This is a genomic window from Marivirga sericea, assembly GCF_900177665.1.
GTDB classification, from domain to species: domain Bacteria; phylum Bacteroidota; class Bacteroidia; order Cytophagales; family Cyclobacteriaceae; genus Marivirga; species Marivirga sericea.
On sequence record NZ_FXAW01000007.1, the window covers coordinates 225,458 to 241,883 of the forward strand.

A 16,426-nucleotide genomic window follows, 5' to 3' on the forward strand; every position below is an offset into this window, starting at 1 on the left:
CAAAAAAATAGATTAGGAGCCTGAACAAGCTGAAAAAAGGCACTAAAGGGAAGTAGGTACAATCAAAATAGAGATTATCATGAAAAGTCAATTTATCATGTTTTTTGCCGTAATAATGCTTGGGGCTTGTAACAGTCCTAAGAAATCAGGTATCACTGAACAACCTACTTTAGCCGATTATCAAGTGGGTGAAAAATGGGTTTGGAAATACAAAGGCGTAACCACAGCAGGAGAAGTACGCTCGGATGGAACAGATACAAGAGCAATAGTCAGCACTGATGGAGTTTTAGGTATGACAATCGGCAAGGACACCATTCCTGTATCTGATATTGTGAAACCCGAAGCAAGTAAAACACCTAAGTATGACTGGCCGCTGGAAGTGGGTAAAAACTGGAAGTATGAAAACAACTGGACAAGTCAAGATGGAACAACAGGAAGCCAAAGTCAACATGCCGAAGTACTATCCTATCAGGAAGAAACAGTAGAAGCTGGAACTTTTATGGCCTATACGATTCAATATAATGGGAAGACAACCAATTCTAGGGGTTATAGTGCCGATGAAAAAGAAGTGTGGTTATATGCACCAGCAGTAAAGAATTTTATAAAACTGACTCAGCATCAAGGTGATTTTTTATACATAGAGGAGCTAATCGAGTATTCAAAACCAGAATAAAGCGAATAAGAAAAATATACCCGACACAATTAAACACCCTTGCAGCCATTCTCCGCAAGGTAGGAATGCTTTTACAATTATTGGAGCACTTTCATTAGTTAAATTAGATACTTTTAGAGTATCTACTCCTTTACAGCCCAAGCCTACTTCAATTTGAGATATTTTTGATAGAAAGAGGGCTATATTAGAAATATTTTCAGATTCAGAATACTAATGAGTTTCGAAATATTTTAATTTACTTTGTATCATACAATATCATATGATAGACTACAAAAATAATATTGGCCGCTTGGTGGGTCATCTAAATCACCGTTTTCTAAGAAAACTAGATGAAGAATTCAAAAAGAAAGATATAGCATTGACTGCCGAGCAATTTCGGCTAATGACCGTCTTGTGGGATAAAGATGGTGTTTCTCAGCAATCCTTAGCTACTTTAATTGGGAGGAACAGAGCAAGTACCGGAAAAATGATTGATATACTTGAAAAAAAAGGCATTCTCGAAAGGCATGATCACCCAACTGACAGAAGACTAAAACTTATTTTTGTATCAAAGCAGGGTAAAAAACTTGATGAAAAAGCTAGAATTATCGCCAAGGAAGTGATTCAAATGGCTATTAATGGCATTCCAGAAGTTGAAGTTAAACTTGTAACAAACCATCTATTTTTGATGCTAAAAAATCTACGTTAAAAAAATTTTGTAACATTGTATGATATCATACAGTATAATAGCATACATTTGTTTTACTAATAATGAAAAGTGAAATATGATTATAGAAAAAGTCGAATTAAAGATTAGAAATCTGACATCACCATTTGCATTGAAAATAGATAATGCTTTGATGGATAGTTTTATCAGTCTGTGGACACAAAACAGAAAGGACCTATGAAAAAAATCCCAAATAAGTTTAGAATGGTCATTTTCGTATTTTTTATGACCCTATTTATAGGGCTAATCATGTCAGCGATCATGACTTGGAGAATCGAAGGCTTATCACCTGACTTTCTAGCTAGCTGGATAGTTCGATTCATTCAAACCTGGATTATTGTCATCCCCACTGTGGCTGTAGTCATTCCTATTGTAACTAAAATCACAAATAAACTCGTAGAAAATGAAAACTAAAATTTTAACTGGTCTGGCCATATTGGTTGGACTGATGCTTGTCAACTCAGGGCTTAATAAGTTTTTGAACTATATGCCCATGGAAATGGCTGAAGACGCAACTGCCATTATCAACAGTTTTATTGCCTCGAAATGGCTTTGGCCTTTAGTAGCTATGGTCGAGATAAGTGGAGGGATACTTTTTGCCCTACCAAAAACTCGAGCTTTAGGAGCAATCGTACTCTTACCAGTAACCATTGGTATTTTGCTTTTCAACCTAACCTGGACCCCAAGTACTGCACCCGTTGCGGCAGTTATACTGGCTGTGAATATCTGGGCGATAGTAGAAGCTAGAAAACAATATACTCCACTTATTAAAAACTAATACCATGAAAAAATCAATTCTTTTAACACTGTTTATTTTAACATTTATAACATCAAACATTATGTCTCAAAATCAATACACCGAAAGGTTAAAAAAAGAAGAAGTTACTCTCGTAATGGTAGATTTCTTAGAAGGATTCGTGCCTGGAATTCGCACAATCGATCGTAATATGTTTTATGCCAACGCTGAAGCACTTGCCAAAGTAGGTAGCATATTTAAGTTACCGACCATCATGTTGGGTGATGAGGGCGGATTCAGAGGTAATTTTTTTCCAAAAGTGAAAGAGAATCTACCGAATGCTACTTATATCGAACGACACACAGTTAGTGCTTGGGATGAACCAAAATTTAGGGAAGAATTAGAACGGATGGGTAACAAAAAAATCGTTCTTGGAGGTATCTCGATTGATATCTGTACAACGCAATTAACCCTGGATCTATTGAATAATGGTTATCAAGTTTATGTAGTGGTAGATGCCTCGGGATCCGATACGAACCTCAATGAAATGGCAGCCATGCTTCGACTAACGCAAGCTGGTGCTGTAATGCTTAATTGGGGAGCCTTAGCTTCCGAATTAATGAAAGATTGGGCAACTCCAGAAGGACCTCAAGTGGGAGAGTTGTATCAAAAGTATTCTTACTGGGGAAGCTCAGAACTGAACAAATAATATCTCAGACCAACCCATCCAGATATTTGTCCTTGGGTTGGTCATATTAAAATACAAAGTTGACTACTTACGAACTTTCGTTAAATGCCCAAGCAAATTATTACAACTCATGAGAACACTATTTACCATACTGTTATTCGGAGTTTTACTTACATGTTATGGGCAACAGTCGACTAAAGGAGAACAAGAAAACAATCTCATAAATAAGAAAATGGAAAACGAATTATTGTCAGAGGTCATTGGTACAGATAAATCACCTGTGGTTATTCTATTTGGTGGAAACCCTTATCGTAGAGACGAGATAGTCAAGTTGCTGTCTGGACTTGGCGACATCACAGTTTATGGTACACTTGGAGAAGAAGAAGGAATGGCTAAAATACAAGCTTTAAACAGGAAAGTAGATTTAGTTCTGATCGGAGGAGCCTATTCAGAAGCACAACGTACCCGAATTAAACAGTGGGTACAGGCAAACTTAGCCGGTGTTGAAGTAACACAACCAGGCTATGAATATCCCTATGCAAACGAGTCTATTTATGCAGATGTTAAAAAGAAACTTAATCTATAGCATACTTAAATCGGCCCATTATTAAGAATATTTTTACTGTTTTTGTGCCCTATAATTCTGTATGAATTCAAAATAGAAAAATCAAATGTCATTCGAAAAAATAAATATAGCACCTCGATTTGATCGTCCACATTCTCGGAATGTCATGCCTTCAGGCTACCCAAAAAGTATTGGACCATTCATTTACTTTGATCATTTGGGTCCCTATAATTTCCCCAAAAACAGGTCCGTTTATATCCCTCCTCACCCTCACGCCGGTATTACAACCATATCGTACATGCTTGCAGGTGAGGGAAACCACAAGGATAGCTTGGGGAACGCTCTTGTGTTGGAACCAGGAAGAGTGAACTGGATGAATGCTGGTAATGGCATCATCCACTCGGAGGGGACCTCCGAAACTTTTTCAGGTCAGGGTGGCAAACTGCTAGGTTTTCAAATATGGATTATGGGAAGCGATAATGAAAGAAGCAATGAAGCCACATTTCAGACCTATTCTTCTAAAGAGTTACCCTCTATACAATCAGGTAAATCAACCATACACCTTATTGCTGGCAAATACTTAGAAAGGTCTTCGCCCGTGGTGACCGATCAGGAACTGCTGTTAATGTGTATAGAAGCTAAGCAAGACGATGTAGACCTAGTGTTTGATTCAACACATGAATACTTGATCTACAGTTTAGAAGGAGGGTTTGAAGCAAAAGAGACTTCTTTTTCTACCGGAGAAGGACTTATAGTGACTAATCTGGAAACATTACGGATAAAAGCTGTTAACGAAGTGAAGGTAGTTATAGCAGGTGGCAAGCCCATAGAAACGTTACCAATTTTTAGTGGTTCACTCGTGGCAGGGTCTCACGATGAGCTTCAGGATTATATGGATAAACTCAACACCCAAGGTTTCGGTGTTTTATAATCTAACAAATTTTCACCTTTGAACCAGACTTTTTTAACGGATAATACCATGCAACAGCATACAGAAACAAACAAGATCAATAAATTGCAGATCTACCGCTCAAATCAACGAGTAACTGAGAAAAGACCAGGCTTCCAGTCTTTTCAAAGTTTCAATTTCTCATATAGTTATCGGGAAGGTAGAGATGGTCTGAAAGCGCTCAGAGTCTTCAACGATGATTTTGTAGAACACAATACAAGAATTCCCCTTCACCCCCATGTAAATTATGAAATACTGAGTGTGGTTCTGGAAGGGGAAATGAGCCATGAGGACAATTTTGGAAATAACATCTTGGTTCAAGCTGATGAAGTAAAATGCATGAGTGCCGGAAAGGGTTTATATCATGGTGGCACATGCTACCATAGCACCAATTTCTTACAAATTTGGATTGAACCAAACGTAAGGGATACGGAACCAGTCATTGCCAAAATGACTTTTAACGAGTCGGAAAGAATAGGCAAATGGCAGCTTCAGGTTTCGCCAAATCAAGCGGATGGAGTATTGCATATTAAACAAAGCATATATGCCTACAGAGGAAATTTTAAGCAAGGTGAACGCGTGACATTTGAAGAGCTCCCATCAGTTGATGTCTTTTTGTTTCCTCTTAAAGGTGCATTTCAAATATACGACCAATTAGTGGACAAAAGGGATTCCGCCGAATTTACCACACAAAATGGATTTGAGATAGAGATTTTACAAGATGCCGATCTATGGCTGATGGCACAACCCAATACAAAAAATGAAAACAAGACTAATTAAACGACAAGACCGCAGGATTGATAAAAACAGCTGGAGAACAGCTTGGCATGAATACTACCCAGGCATGACCAATTTTGGGAAGCTGACAGGGTTTAACCTGGACATTGTTTCTCCTGCACAAGGATTTCCAGAGCATGCACATCGTGATATGGAAATCATTACCCTACCTACAGAGGGTGCACAGGAACATAAGGACAGTTTAGGCAATTCGAAAACAGTTGCTTCAGGTGAGATTCAAGTAATGAGTGCTGGTAGCGGCATCCGTCATTCCGAGATGAATGCGGCGGCTGATAAACCATTCACCAGCTACCAGATTTGGATTTATCCCAATCAAAACAACCTGCAACCGAGCTACCAGCAGAGGAGCTATTCACCGGCTGAAGCAGGCACGCAGCTACTTGTTTCACCCGATGGTAAAGACGATAGCCTTGTAATTCATCAAAATGCGTGGTTATCTTTTGCCAATTTCGCTGCAGGGTCAGCTGAATCTTATCAACTCAGGGGAAGTGCTACCGGCGTTTACATACAAGTGATAAAGGGCAAAATTAAGATTAGTGAGCACGAACTTCTGGCGGAAGATTCGATTGAAATCGAATCAGATCATAAAATTGAAATAGAATTTCTACAGGATTCACAGCTAATCATCATTGAGTCTGACCTGTGATATGAGCAAACAAATCATAATCGACACAGTACGTCTCTTGATTTTCGTCATATTGACCTTAAATAGCACCTTGGTTCTATCACAGACAGGGCCTATTAAAATTTTCAGAAATATTGACGATTTCGCCTATGTTCAAAACAATGATTCTACCAAGTTGAAGTACTATGAAAAGCTAAAATACATGAGCTTGGCAGAGGATGGCCGCATTAATATCTCCTTTGGAGGAGAAATTAGAGAACAATATCAATTCTTCAATAATGAAAATTTTGGCGACTTACCACCCAATGTTGAGCCTGATAACAATGGTCACCTCTGGCATAGGGTAATGGCGCATGCTCATCTAAGGCTTGGTGACCAATGGCGTGTTTTTGGACAGTTCAATTCAACATTTGCATTCGGAAAGTCTTTTTTAACACCTCAGATAGATGAAAATCGCCTTTCGCTTCACCAAGCATTTGTACGATGGCAGCCTAACAAAGGCAGGGGTTTTTTTACCCAAATCGGCAGGCAAGAATTTGGTATCGGTTCTGAATACATTATCGCTATGCGAGAAGGACCTAATACACGTCTTACTTTCGATGCAGCTCTTGTAGGAGTTGAAAGGGAAAAACACAAGCTCTATTCATTTGTAGCTACCCCAGTTGTTTCGCAAGTCGGTGTTTTTGACGACACACACATTTCAGAATACATTTGGACCTTGTACTGGGTCAATCAATTAAAAAAACTTCAGTTAGACTTATATTACTTTGGATTCTACGGGGAGGAAAATCGGTACAACTATGCAGAAGGAATTGAGCAAAGACAGTCCTTGGGGATCAGACTATATAATCTACCTCAGAATCCCTTTATGTACGATGCAATTGCTGTGTACCAGTTTGGGCAGTTTGAAGAATTGAGCATCTCAGCCTACAATCTTATGGTCATTTCAGGATACCGCTTTAAGAAGGGAAAGCAGACATGGATACCTGGTTTAACGCTGAACCTGAGCAGTGGGGATCAGTCGCCAAATGATGATAGACTCAACACCTATAATATGTTATACTCAAGGCCTACATTTGGTCTGTCGGCTCCTATTGGTGCATCAAATATCATTAACATAAAACCTACTCTGGAATATGATCCTCAACCCAATATTCGGATTATTATGAGTGGTTATTTCATGTACCGGCATAGTATCAATGATGGCACTTATACCCCCGGTCGGGTGCAAACACGTCCGCTACCTTTTCAACTATTCCAATCGAGCGAAAAGGAAATAGGTAAACAAATGAGCCTTGAGATTTGGTACTTAAAAAATGCCAATTGGTCATTTTTTGCTGATGCATCCTACTTTACCCCCGGAAATTACGTGAAGGAAACAGGGCAAGGCCGACCTATAACTTACCTTTCTGCCAAAGCGAGCTTTAAATTTTAATAAAAAGAGTTTATTAGTTAAAAAATAAATAAAATGAAAAAAATGATAGCATATATAATTATTGGACTTGTTATTGTCGTTGGCGGTTTGAGCCTGACAAGTTTTGAAATCAATGAGAAAGTTGAAGTAAAAGCTCCCATAGACAGGGTTTGGGCAACTATAATTGACTTTGATTCCTACTCTGATTGGAACACTCAACTTGAATACCTCGGTGGGGAAGTAAAACCAAATGGCAAACTTCATTTAAAATTATCTGCGGAAGGAGCAGACCCTTATGAATTTAAGCCAACAGTTAGCCATTGGGAAGAGCATGAAAAATTTGCTTGGTTGGCAATAACAGGCTTTCCAAGAGTCTTTGATGGAGAGCACTTTTTTGAACTTGAGCGGATTGATGAGAATACAACACTTGTCACCAACAGAGAGGAATATCGTGGAGTGATGTCTTTGATCATGAAAAACCTCCCGATGATGAAAACCGCTCCCGAAGGATTTAAGAAGATGAATTCTGAATTGAAAGAATACATAGAAAGTAGAAATTAGTGTGCTACATAAAACGATTTGACATAGACTTGAACTGATTTGTACAAAATGTCAGCAGCAACTGCTGTATCTGATATTTAGATTCCACAGTAGAAAATCAGTCCTTCAAGAACCAACTTCTGTCATATCATTTAGCTTTTGCTTTAAATCATTTAATGATTACAACAATTGCTGCAGATTTTTCCACGTTAAATAGAAAATGAGGAACGCATGATTAAGAAAATATTGGGACTTGCTCCTACAAAGGAAAAAATGGCGCAGGCTATATTCCTTCTCCTATGGGAAGAATGCTTGGGACTCTCAAAGTCAGGTGGGAAAATCAAATCATGAAGCATCTGCTGACGGTTCGTAAATAAGTATGCATCGCTATATTTCAGCCGTTCATAGAAATAAAAGTGCCCATCCAAGGAAAAGTATAAAGAAATCTCGTAATTAGAGTTTTCTACTAATTCCTACTCAGCCCACCTGACCATTGATCAAAAAGGTTTTTTTAAGGAAATTAGAGTGTATTAACAACAGATATAATAATACATAAATACAATACGTTTTCTTTCCCATAAACACAATTGGGTTTGGCGAAAAGTTACCCAATATAAGCAATCATGAAAAAAGTGACGGCAATTCTATTTATTTTAATGAAGTCTAACTTATATGCTCAACAAGAGCCCAACTGGAAGTTGGGTATAGAAATTTCTCAGGATAATCTATCAGGTGAAAATTATGCTGTAACTAGTGGAGTCATCAGTGGATATACGATAGAATATTCTGCACACAATTATAGTATCGGAATATAGTCTGGACTCAATCTGAATGAAAGGGTAACTATAAATTCAGGTCTATTCTTCTCAAACAAAAATGCTACTGGAGCAATACTCTGCAATACCTGTGATGTAATCCCTGTAATGATTAAGCAACAGTTTTTGAGTATTCCTATTTCAGTTAGTTACGGAATTCTTAAATCAAGATTGAGGCCACATTTGAGACTTGGATTTATAAATAATATAAGCTTGATAAATGAACTAGAAAATAGTAGTGAATACTTTAGTAGCAATGAATACTTTATTGAAGGGTTCGCTGGGGTGTCGCTCTCTTATAAATTGGGTGAAAAATGGGAAGCTGAAATAGGGTACAATTATCGAACGGCAATAACGAGCATGTATAAAGAAACTTCGGTTGGTGACTATACTCGTAACAATCTCGTTACCAATAGCTTGTCGATATGAATTAAATACATCCTAAAATAACATTGGGTCACAACGCCTATGAATGAATAGGGGTTCATCGGTCACGACATTATCTTAGGGATAAGAAAGTCCGCCACAAGTTTTAAATTTATATCCAGGTGTTGCTATTTGTGAGACGGGAGGTTAGTGCTTTCTGATCGCCAATCCTCATAGCTGTGCGTTGCCATTACTTGGGTCAATCATAAAGTGATTTGAGGGGATACTAAATTAAAAAAAGAGAGAAACTAAAACGTATTTGCAAATATTTAATGTAATATTAACTAAAGAGTAGATTATTAATATTACTATCTTACAAGTAATTTTATCTGAATCAAGTTGAGTTTTTTTCGCTTCATCCTCAGTAGAGGATAATTTTCAATAGTTTTAGATTATAATAATATCATATTAAATTACAAACATAAGAATGGAAAAAGTATTTAAAATTTTTCATTACCTAAGTTTTATAAAATATCCAATTTTGATTATTGCCGTCTATTATTCTTATAAGCCAATATTCTCAGACGGCAAGGATCTTCTGGAGAGTTACAATTATGCGCTCATTTTTTTAGGACTTGGAATGGGGTTTGACTCCTTGAAGAACTATGGAAAACTGACCTGGTTGGACAAAAAGGTTTATCACAAACCAAAAGTTGCAAAATACTATTTTAGCGTTTTGGGATTATTAATTTTAAGTTTAGTTGTATTTGGTGCCATAGGATATTTTTCAACTGCTCAAAGTGCTTTAAAGGAATTATCAATTGGATTAATAATTATTGGAATTGGAACTATTGCATTATTGAAAGCAGGTATGCAAGCAACTAAAAATTTTATAGAATCAGAAAAATAGAGACTAATAGCTATATCCTGTATAGATCATGGCCGTTCAGCAGGTTTTCAGAGCTTTGGCTTTTAGTAAATTGCCTGTAGAGATCTAAATTTTTTATGCATTTAATCAGCCACGAATTTATGCAGTGGCGTTAGCAATAATTAAGAGAATGACCAAAAAAATAATTTACTTCGCATTTTTGCTGACTATTTTGTTGTCTTGCAAAAATCACCATGACAACAAAGTCGAATACCTCGAAAAACAGAAGATTGATGAAATAAATAGCCTCGCAAATCGCTATTTAGAGCTAAACCGTTTCAGTGGAACAATAGTAGTCGCTAAAGATGATATCATCATTTATAATCAAAGTTTTGGATTAGCCGATCACGAAAAAGAGATTCCATTTTCTACTAAGACAGCCTTTAAAATTGGGGAAATCACAAAATTAATTACGAGTGAATTAATTGATCAATTAGTAAAGGAAAAGAAAATCTTACGGACTGATAAGATATCCGAACACCTTCCAGAAGTTGAGTCTGATCTTACTGTTAATGACTTTATAAATCGAGGCCTTGATATTAACTACAATATAGCAGGACGTCTAATTGAAAAGGTAACCAACAAAAGTTATCAAGAAAACATAGAAAAATATAGCACAGAATTAGAATTAGAAAACACCTACTTTCAAAAAGATGGCGCATCCCCTGCTGTAGGTTATCTTTATTATAATTATAGAGGTAAAGGCTTGGAGTTACAGCAATCACCAGTCTATAATATAGAAGAAGCATTTAGTAGTAATGGTCTAAAATCCACTGCTCATGATTTAATAAAAATTCTTAAATCTCAATCACAGCAAATAAAAATAGACGGTTATTTAGATAATGATGGATTTAGTTATTCCATCCTAAATGATATAGAGAAAAAAAGATCGATTATAGTCTTGAGTAACTTTAAACATCCCGTTAGTGATGAAATATCAGCTAGTATAAATTCGATACTTGATGGAAAAGAATATAGACTTCCTTTATTAAGAGAGCCTTATGCTATTGACAACACCGTTTTCAAAGATTTTGCTGGTAATTACTCACTTAATGAAAATGTGAGATTTGAAGTTCTCCATTCAAATGATAGTCTTTTTGTGTTAATGGGTCCAAATAAAGTTTATTTAGTTCCGCAATCGGCTAATCAATTTTATATGAAAGAAAGCGATGCCGCAATGAGATTTTTACGAGACTCAGCAGGTTTGGCTGATAAAATAGTGCTGTTAAATGGGTTTATTGATAGTGAACAAATAGCAAAACGAGATTAATACTATTGGCAACAATGAGTATTAATCATTGCGAGTTGAAACCTACTTACGAAAGTCTTCAAGGACTTTATAGCTGTGATTCATTTGCTAATTTTTGGCACTTAAACACGCAGCGATATCATACAAAAAACCCTTTACAAACATTTAAACAGATCAGCTAAGAAAACAGAGGATAAGATTTATAGTCTTAATGAAGGCTATAGTCCTGTTATTTACAAAAGTAAATCTGGTCTTACCTATTCCTTTCCTGTTTCATCAGGTCATGCAGATATGGAATTTGAGTTCGATATTTCAGAACAAGATTTTGAAGTATTAAAATCAAGCAACTATAAATTTAAAGCATTTTATTACATACTTTTCAATGAAGCTCAATCTACTTTTGGAACTGGTCATCCGAATCCAAGGAAATATACAGCTGAAGAATTTGAGGATGTAAAGAATAAGGTGTTGTATAAATCAGACCATGATTTAAAATTATTCATTAAGGAATTTTCTAAAGAGAAAAATTTAGCGGAAGAATACTTTCAATCGTTCAGTAAAAATGTATTTCAATAAGAATAATAGATCGTAGGTAAAAATCTATTACATCGCTTAGATGAAGGCAATCTCCTACGGCAGCTTAGGTATACCCATAATTTTCTTTCCTAATAAGCGTCCAATTGATATTTTTATTTATATTTAGTGCATCAGTTCAAATGTGACCGATTGCAAATATTTTTTAAATTACATTTTAAGTACAATTTACTTTTAATAATTAGTCAATTAGGCATATTACACATGAGTCAAGTGTTGAGGATTTTAAGTATAACGTTAAAATACACTGAAATTTTATAGAACCTTAAAAATTAAACCCTTAAAAGAACCTAAATGCAATCAATCTTAAAAACCCTTTTCATCTTGGTATTCTTCACCTTGATGATCAACACAGTAAAAAGTCAAAATTGTAAATGTAGTGACTCCTTTGATCAAACAGTTCAAACTTACGAACAAGATTATTCCCTTTTTCAATTCAAAGTAACGGATGAGAACAGGAAACTATACAAAGCGCATACAGCACTGATGAGACAAAAAGCAATGCAGCAAGAGTCTGTAGCCGACTGTAAGCAAGTACTTGAGCAATGGCTTGATTTCTTTCGCGATGGACACACCTATATCGGAATCTCTACCGAGACCGAGCTCAATAGTGAGAAGATCAAGATATCAGAAAAACGTTTCAAATCCGATTATAAAAAATTAGCCTATCATAAAAACCCTCTTTTAGGTATCTGGACCTCTAAAGCCTATACAGTGGCCATCATTCCCAATCCTGAAGGCAGAGAAAAGGAAGTCGATTTCGTGGGGGTTTTATTAGAAAGTACGAATGACAACTGGAGTAAAGATGATGTAAAGTTTGAGCTTACAACAGTTTTTGGTAATCGTTATGATGCGCAGTTTTACATGGGAAACCATTCTCCAAGAACTACGACAGCTGAGCAGCAAAACACCCAACAGCTTAGCTTCCGAAATAATATTGGAGATTGGACAAAAGTTTGGCCAGCAACAGATATGGCGAATCCTATTTCGGAAGTAGATTTAAAATTTAATCAGTTTCATTTTACTGAGGTAGAAGGAATCCCTTATTTAAGATTCCCTGATTTCTTCACTGTAGAACCGGCTTATGTTGATAGTATTGTCAAGGCTAATCACGACAAGCTAATTGCAGCTGATTTCATTATAGTAGATGTCCGAGATAACAATGGCGGAAACGATGCCACCTATTACCCTGTGCTACCCTATATTTTGAATGGACCCATCAAGATCCCTAATTCAGGGCTTTGGATGAGCAAAGCAAATATAGCGCTGTTCCTTGAAAGTAGTGGTCTAGAAGAAAAGCCATTAGAGGAGTATGATGAAGAAGAGCGCGAAATGTATGACTACGTAATGTCTCTAGAAGGAACAGCCTTTTTTCAAAATCCAGATTATGATTCTACTTATGAACCCGATACCATTTATTCGCCCTCTCAAAAGGTGATTTTACTAACTGATGAAAACACCGTTAGCTCTGGCGAAACATTTGTGTTCAGAGCTAATCAAAGCGATAAGGTCGTAGTATATGGTCAGAATACAGCGGGCATCATTGATGGGTTTAATGGATTAACCAAAAACATTGGGTGCTTTGACTTAACATATCCTTCTTCCTTCCGAGCAAGTGATCTGAAAGATAACCCCATCGATCCTTATGGAATTGCTCCTGATGTTTTTGTGGACAAAGATGTTGATGTGCTAAGCTATTCAATTGAACATATGAAAGAATTGATACAGCAAGAAAAGTAGTTATAGTTTAAATAATGCTTATTTGAAGTTCTTAGTAAAATTTAAGAAGTTAACAGATAAGATAATACCCAGTGGCATATTTTTAATGTTCTGATATAGGTTTAATGGGATAATTATTTTAAATTTCTTAACGAACCAGAATCCAGTAAAATTGAATTCAACTTTAAAAGTGATCACTGACAAATTGTGTTGTAAGTCTTTTGGGATAGCCCTAATGCTGACTTGTTTAAACTTTATTTGTTATGCTCAAGATGAAAAAATAAATAAAAATACTGCTAGTATAAATGGAGGGACCACTTTATTAGTTTACAGCAGAGCGGGTTTTAATTACGAAAGACTCTTGAAATCGTCAGACAAACGGATATTCTCACGTTACTATTTGAATGCAGGTCTTGGTAGATTCGTTGAGGCTAATGGCTTTGCTCCTGCGCCCATACCATACGGAATAGAAACTGCTTTGCAATTTATAGTTTTAACTGGAACAGGTGCCAATCACTTAGAATTAGGTACGGGTTTATCAGTAGGTTTCGTTACGTTCTATAAGTTTCCTGACCCTAATCAAGAAACGGAAAACACCATTACCAAAGCTAATTTTTTAGTGGGATATCGATTTCAAGAAAAAAAAGGCATGTTTTTTAGAGTAGGCGCTGCTTATCCTATTGGTTTATATATGGGCATTGGAGTATCCTTCTAGCCATATAGAACGCTTTTGTATCATCGCTGAAATGAAAGAATTAAACATTTACTTATAACCCGAAAATTAGAATATATTTAATGCCGCTTTCATAAGAAAATCATACCGTCATGAAAATCATAATCCTTGTCACTTCGCTATTATTATTTCTGCATTTTGAAAGCAGTGCACAAACCAAATTCGTATTAGAACCCTCTCAGAGTATGATTATGACAGGAAAAGGTTCTGGTCAAGATGCCACCATAAACCCTTATTTCGGACAAGATTGCTATGCCATCGTCAAGAATATTGGGAAGAGGGAATTCTCTATTAGAGTTCAGCAAGAAGGGAAAGTCATAGAAGAAATTTCGATCTTGAAAGATGAAGTAAAAAAAGTAAAACTCTTAAAAGGCTACGAACTCTACTTAGATCCAAACCCAGAAGGCAGAGCAAAAGCCAGCGTGGACTATGAAAAAATAGTGGAAGAAAAATAGGCTTACCACTTTATAACTGGCACGCTGCATCTCCATCCTCCCTAACCAAAGCCTATTTCACTTTGAGATATTTGTAATAGTGAGCTCGATATACCACTGTAATAGTATAGCTCATTATACCACTGTAATAGTATAGCTCATTATACCCTATCAGGTATAATCTTAGATAATTCCAATCAAATTATACCCGAAGAGGTATAAATCATAATAAATAGCATTTTTTATACCCGAAAAGGTATATTTAAATAATAATTCATACATTTATACCCTAAGAGGTATAGTAACATGAATAAATTAAGTCAATTCGTAAAAGAAAAGAGGAAATCTCTAGGACTAACTCAAGAAGATCTTTCTTTCAAATCTGGTGTAGGACTGAGGTTTATTCGAGATTTGGAGCAAGGAAAACCTAGTTTACGAATGGATAAAGTCAATCAGGTGCTAACATTATTTGGTCATGAACTTGGCCCAATACAATCAGAAAGAAACGAGCCATAAAATGTTAGTAGGTTTTACGATATTTATTTTAAGTCGAGTTCCATGTGACCTTTGAACACTAATAAATATACACATGAAATGAAGCAAGCTAAAGTATACATGCATGATAAGTTAGCAGCAATACTAACAGAGGACGAAAACGGTTTCCATTTTGAATATGAAAAATCATACCTGGAAAAAAGTGATGCTGAGCCCATAAGTTTAACACTTCCACTTAAAGAAAAACAGTATGATAGTAAGGTGATATTCCCCTTTTTTGATGGCCTAATACCAGAAGGATGGTTACTCGATATAGCCCAAAAAAACTGGAAATTAAACCCGACAGACAGGATGGAGATATTACTAAAGACATGTCAAGATTGTATCGGTGCAGTATCAATAAAAGAAATTTAGACCTATGAAAAACAAGTGTTTATACTGCTACAAAACAATAGATTCTGCAGATTTAAATACTGCTGCAGGGCAGAAAGGGTATCATCCTAAGTGCAGTAAAAAAATTTATGGTAAACCTACACCACCACTCCTAGACTTTACAGAAGATCAACTATTACAATTAGCAGAGCAGGTCATTAAAAGTAAAAAAACTGTGACTGGTGTACAACCGAAACTGTCACTTGGATTGAGTAAGAAAAGGGATACCCCTGAACGTTTTACCCTTGTCGGATTATGGGGAGAATATATATTAAAACCCAAGGCTGAATTATATCCAAACTTGCCTGAAATAGAAGACTTAACAATGCATCTTGCTGAAATAAGTAAGATTAAAACAGTTCAACATTCATTAATAAAACTTAAATTAGGACAACTAGCCTACATCACAAAAAGAATTGATCGTTTTAAGGGTGAAAAATTCCATATGGAAGATATGTGCCAATTAACAGAAAGGCTCACCGAACATAAATACAAAGGTTCTCATGAACAAATTGCAAAGGCTATTAAGAAATATACGGCTAACCCAGGATTAGACGTAACAGATTATTATGAATTGGTGCTGTTTTGCTTTTTAACTGGTAACAATGACATGCATTTAAAAAATTTCTCACTGCTAAAAAGAAACCAGAAATATGATTTGTGTCCCGCATATGACTTAGTGGCATCTGAATTGGTGGTAGAGGGAGACAATGAAGACCTTGCATTAAACTTGAACGGTAAGAAGAAAAAAATTAACCGAAAAGATTTTGAAACTGCGATGGCAGGTGCTGGATTAGATCAAAAAGTAATTGAAAACGTATTTAAAAAATATTATAAACTACTTCCTAAATGGAAGCAGTTTATAATGGATAGTTTTTTGTCAGAGGAAATGAAAATTGAATATATCTCTTTAATTAAACGAAAATCAATTCAAATTGAACTATAGAAACTAGCTACTAAAAGGCCT

The 16,426-nt window shown here is 36.0% G+C and carries 22 protein-coding genes; all 22 read left to right on the forward strand.

The annotated features are described in order from the left end of the window. The first annotated feature begins 79 nt into the window (after positions 1–79). The 22 genes from B9Y84_RS16370 to B9Y84_RS16475 all read left to right on the forward strand — a co-directional run bounded on the left by B9Y84_RS16370 (position 80) and on the right by B9Y84_RS16475 (position 16,405). A complete protein-coding gene (locus B9Y84_RS16370) occupies positions 80–673 on the forward strand; it encodes a hypothetical protein (RefSeq protein ID WP_085518471.1) in 594 nt (197 codons plus the stop codon). A 259-nt stretch (positions 674–932) separates the two neighbouring features. Continuing rightward, positions 933–1,361 (forward strand): MarR family winged helix-turn-helix transcriptional regulator, encoded by a 429-nt coding sequence (locus B9Y84_RS16375; RefSeq protein WP_085518472.1) that lies wholly within the window; start codon positions 933–935, stop codon positions 1,359–1,361. Between the two features lie 195 nt (positions 1,362–1,556). After that, positions 1,557–1,793, forward strand: coding sequence for a DUF2798 domain-containing protein (locus B9Y84_RS16380; protein ID WP_085518473.1), 237 nt, complete (start codon positions 1,557–1,559; stop codon positions 1,791–1,793). Beyond that, positions 1,783–2,157, forward strand: coding sequence for a DoxX family membrane protein (locus B9Y84_RS16385; RefSeq protein ID WP_085518474.1), 375 nt, complete (start codon positions 1,783–1,785; stop codon positions 2,155–2,157). Before B9Y84_RS16380 ends, B9Y84_RS16385 begins: the two co-directional genes overlap by 11 nt. Positions 2,158–2,218: 61 nt before the next feature. Further along, positions 2,219–2,824 (forward strand): isochorismatase family protein, encoded by a 606-nt coding sequence (locus B9Y84_RS16390; RefSeq protein ID WP_176223817.1) that lies wholly within the window; start codon positions 2,219–2,221, stop codon positions 2,822–2,824. A gap of 109 nt (positions 2,825–2,933) precedes the next feature. After that, positions 2,934–3,389 (forward strand): hypothetical protein, encoded by a 456-nt coding sequence (locus B9Y84_RS16395; protein WP_085518476.1) that lies wholly within the window; start codon positions 2,934–2,936, stop codon positions 3,387–3,389. 85 nt (positions 3,390–3,474) lie between these two features. Then, entirely contained in the window at positions 3,475–4,299 is an 825-nt protein-coding gene (locus B9Y84_RS16400) for a pirin family protein (protein ID WP_085518477.1), read from the forward strand. Between the two features lie 18 nt (positions 4,300–4,317). Further along, positions 4,318–5,097 (forward strand): pirin family protein, encoded by a 780-nt coding sequence (locus B9Y84_RS16405; RefSeq protein ID WP_139828069.1) that lies wholly within the window; start codon positions 4,318–4,320, stop codon positions 5,095–5,097. Next, entirely contained in the window at positions 5,078–5,761 is a 684-nt protein-coding gene (locus B9Y84_RS16410) for a pirin family protein (RefSeq protein ID WP_085518479.1), read from the forward strand. Before B9Y84_RS16405 ends, B9Y84_RS16410 begins: the two co-directional genes overlap by 20 nt. Before the next feature lies 1 nt (position 5,762). Continuing rightward, positions 5,763–7,175 carry an alginate export family protein gene (locus B9Y84_RS16415; protein ID WP_085518480.1) on the forward strand — a complete coding sequence of 471 codons (1,413 nt, stop codon included), beginning with the start codon at positions 5,763–5,765 and terminating at the stop codon, positions 7,173–7,175. Between the two features lie 42 nt (positions 7,176–7,217). Further along, positions 7,218–7,715: an SRPBCC domain-containing protein gene (locus B9Y84_RS16420; protein ID WP_085518526.1), complete on the forward strand. Its 498-nt coding sequence runs from the start codon at positions 7,218–7,220 to the stop codon at positions 7,713–7,715. A gap of 602 nt (positions 7,716–8,317) precedes the next feature. After that, positions 8,318–8,509, forward strand: coding sequence for a hypothetical protein (locus B9Y84_RS16425; RefSeq protein WP_085518481.1), 192 nt, complete (start codon positions 8,318–8,320; stop codon positions 8,507–8,509). A gap of 108 nt (positions 8,510–8,617) precedes the next feature. Then, entirely contained in the window at positions 8,618–8,938 is a 321-nt protein-coding gene (locus B9Y84_RS16430; RefSeq protein ID WP_085518482.1) for a hypothetical protein, read from the forward strand. Between the two features lie 424 nt (positions 8,939–9,362). Further along, positions 9,363–9,785, forward strand: coding sequence for a hypothetical protein (locus tag B9Y84_RS16435; protein WP_085518483.1), 423 nt, complete (start codon positions 9,363–9,365; stop codon positions 9,783–9,785). Between the two features lie 148 nt (positions 9,786–9,933). Further along, entirely contained in the window at positions 9,934–11,073 is a 1,140-nt protein-coding gene (locus B9Y84_RS16440) for a serine hydrolase domain-containing protein (protein WP_085518484.1), read from the forward strand. 270 nt (positions 11,074–11,343) lie between these two features. Next, positions 11,344–11,628, forward strand: a complete 285-nt coding sequence (locus B9Y84_RS16445) for a hypothetical protein (protein ID WP_085518485.1) — start codon at positions 11,344–11,346, stop codon at positions 11,626–11,628. A 312-nt stretch (positions 11,629–11,940) separates the two neighbouring features. Beyond that, positions 11,941–13,386 carry a S41 family peptidase gene (locus B9Y84_RS16450; protein WP_085518486.1) on the forward strand — a complete coding sequence of 482 codons (1,446 nt, stop codon included), beginning with the start codon at positions 11,941–11,943 and terminating at the stop codon, positions 13,384–13,386. A gap of 151 nt (positions 13,387–13,537) precedes the next feature. Continuing rightward, positions 13,538–14,080, forward strand: coding sequence for a hypothetical protein (locus B9Y84_RS16455; RefSeq protein WP_139828070.1), 543 nt, complete (start codon positions 13,538–13,540; stop codon positions 14,078–14,080). 110 nt (positions 14,081–14,190) lie between these two features. Then, positions 14,191–14,553, forward strand: a complete 363-nt coding sequence (locus B9Y84_RS16460) for a hypothetical protein (protein WP_085518488.1) — start codon at positions 14,191–14,193, stop codon at positions 14,551–14,553. Positions 14,554–14,838: 285 nt separating this feature from the next. After that, the gene (locus B9Y84_RS16465; RefSeq protein ID WP_085518489.1) at positions 14,839–15,048 is read left to right on the forward strand and encodes a helix-turn-helix transcriptional regulator; all 210 of its coding nucleotides are present in this window, start codon (positions 14,839–14,841) and stop codon (positions 15,046–15,048) included. 78 nt (positions 15,049–15,126) lie between these two features. Next, positions 15,127–15,441, forward strand: a complete 315-nt coding sequence (locus B9Y84_RS16470) for a HipA N-terminal domain-containing protein (RefSeq protein WP_085518490.1) — start codon at positions 15,127–15,129, stop codon at positions 15,439–15,441. A gap of 4 nt (positions 15,442–15,445) precedes the next feature. After that, positions 15,446–16,405, forward strand: a complete 960-nt coding sequence (locus B9Y84_RS16475; RefSeq protein ID WP_085518491.1) for a HipA domain-containing protein — start codon at positions 15,446–15,448, stop codon at positions 16,403–16,405. Positions 16,406–16,426: the final 21 nt, after the last annotated feature.

What these genes read in the sequence shown, in the direction of transcription:
- B9Y84_RS16370 (WP_085518471.1), top strand. Translation starts at nt 80, where the DNA reads ATGAAAAGTCAATTTATCATGTTTTTTGCCGTAATAATGCTTGGGGCT.
- B9Y84_RS16375 (WP_085518472.1), top strand. Translation starts at nt 933, where the DNA reads ATGATAGACTACAAAAATAATATTGGCCGCTTGGTGGGTCATCTAAAT.
- B9Y84_RS16380 (WP_085518473.1), top strand. Translation starts at nt 1,557, where the DNA reads ATGAAAAAAATCCCAAATAAGTTTAGAATGGTCATTTTCGTATTTTTT.
- B9Y84_RS16385 (WP_085518474.1), top strand. Translation starts at nt 1,783, where the DNA reads ATGAAAACTAAAATTTTAACTGGTCTGGCCATATTGGTTGGACTGATG.
- B9Y84_RS16390 (WP_176223817.1), top strand. Translation starts at nt 2,219, where the DNA reads ATGTCTCAAAATCAATACACCGAAAGGTTAAAAAAAGAAGAAGTTACT.
- B9Y84_RS16395 (WP_085518476.1), top strand. Translation starts at nt 2,934, where the DNA reads ATGAGAACACTATTTACCATACTGTTATTCGGAGTTTTACTTACATGT.
- B9Y84_RS16400 (WP_085518477.1), top strand. Translation starts at nt 3,475, where the DNA reads ATGTCATTCGAAAAAATAAATATAGCACCTCGATTTGATCGTCCACAT.
- B9Y84_RS16410 (WP_085518479.1), top strand. Translation starts at nt 5,078, where the DNA reads ATGAAAACAAGACTAATTAAACGACAAGACCGCAGGATTGATAAAAAC.
- B9Y84_RS16415 (WP_085518480.1), top strand. Translation starts at nt 5,763, where the DNA reads ATGAGCAAACAAATCATAATCGACACAGTACGTCTCTTGATTTTCGTC.
- B9Y84_RS16420 (WP_085518526.1), top strand. Translation starts at nt 7,218, where the DNA reads ATGATAGCATATATAATTATTGGACTTGTTATTGTCGTTGGCGGTTTG.
- B9Y84_RS16425 (WP_085518481.1), top strand. Translation starts at nt 8,318, where the DNA reads ATGAAAAAAGTGACGGCAATTCTATTTATTTTAATGAAGTCTAACTTA.
- B9Y84_RS16430 (WP_085518482.1), top strand. Translation starts at nt 8,618, where the DNA reads ATGATTAAGCAACAGTTTTTGAGTATTCCTATTTCAGTTAGTTACGGA.
- B9Y84_RS16435 (WP_085518483.1), top strand. Translation starts at nt 9,363, where the DNA reads ATGGAAAAAGTATTTAAAATTTTTCATTACCTAAGTTTTATAAAATAT.
- B9Y84_RS16440 (WP_085518484.1), top strand. Translation starts at nt 9,934, where the DNA reads ATGACCAAAAAAATAATTTACTTCGCATTTTTGCTGACTATTTTGTTG.
- B9Y84_RS16445 (WP_085518485.1), top strand. Translation starts at nt 11,344, where the DNA reads ATGGAATTTGAGTTCGATATTTCAGAACAAGATTTTGAAGTATTAAAA.
- B9Y84_RS16450 (WP_085518486.1), top strand. Translation starts at nt 11,941, where the DNA reads ATGCAATCAATCTTAAAAACCCTTTTCATCTTGGTATTCTTCACCTTG.
- B9Y84_RS16460 (WP_085518488.1), top strand. Translation starts at nt 14,191, where the DNA reads ATGAAAATCATAATCCTTGTCACTTCGCTATTATTATTTCTGCATTTT.
- B9Y84_RS16465 (WP_085518489.1), top strand. Translation starts at nt 14,839, where the DNA reads ATGAATAAATTAAGTCAATTCGTAAAAGAAAAGAGGAAATCTCTAGGA.
- B9Y84_RS16470 (WP_085518490.1), top strand. Translation starts at nt 15,127, where the DNA reads ATGAAGCAAGCTAAAGTATACATGCATGATAAGTTAGCAGCAATACTA.
- B9Y84_RS16475 (WP_085518491.1), top strand. Translation starts at nt 15,446, where the DNA reads ATGAAAAACAAGTGTTTATACTGCTACAAAACAATAGATTCTGCAGAT.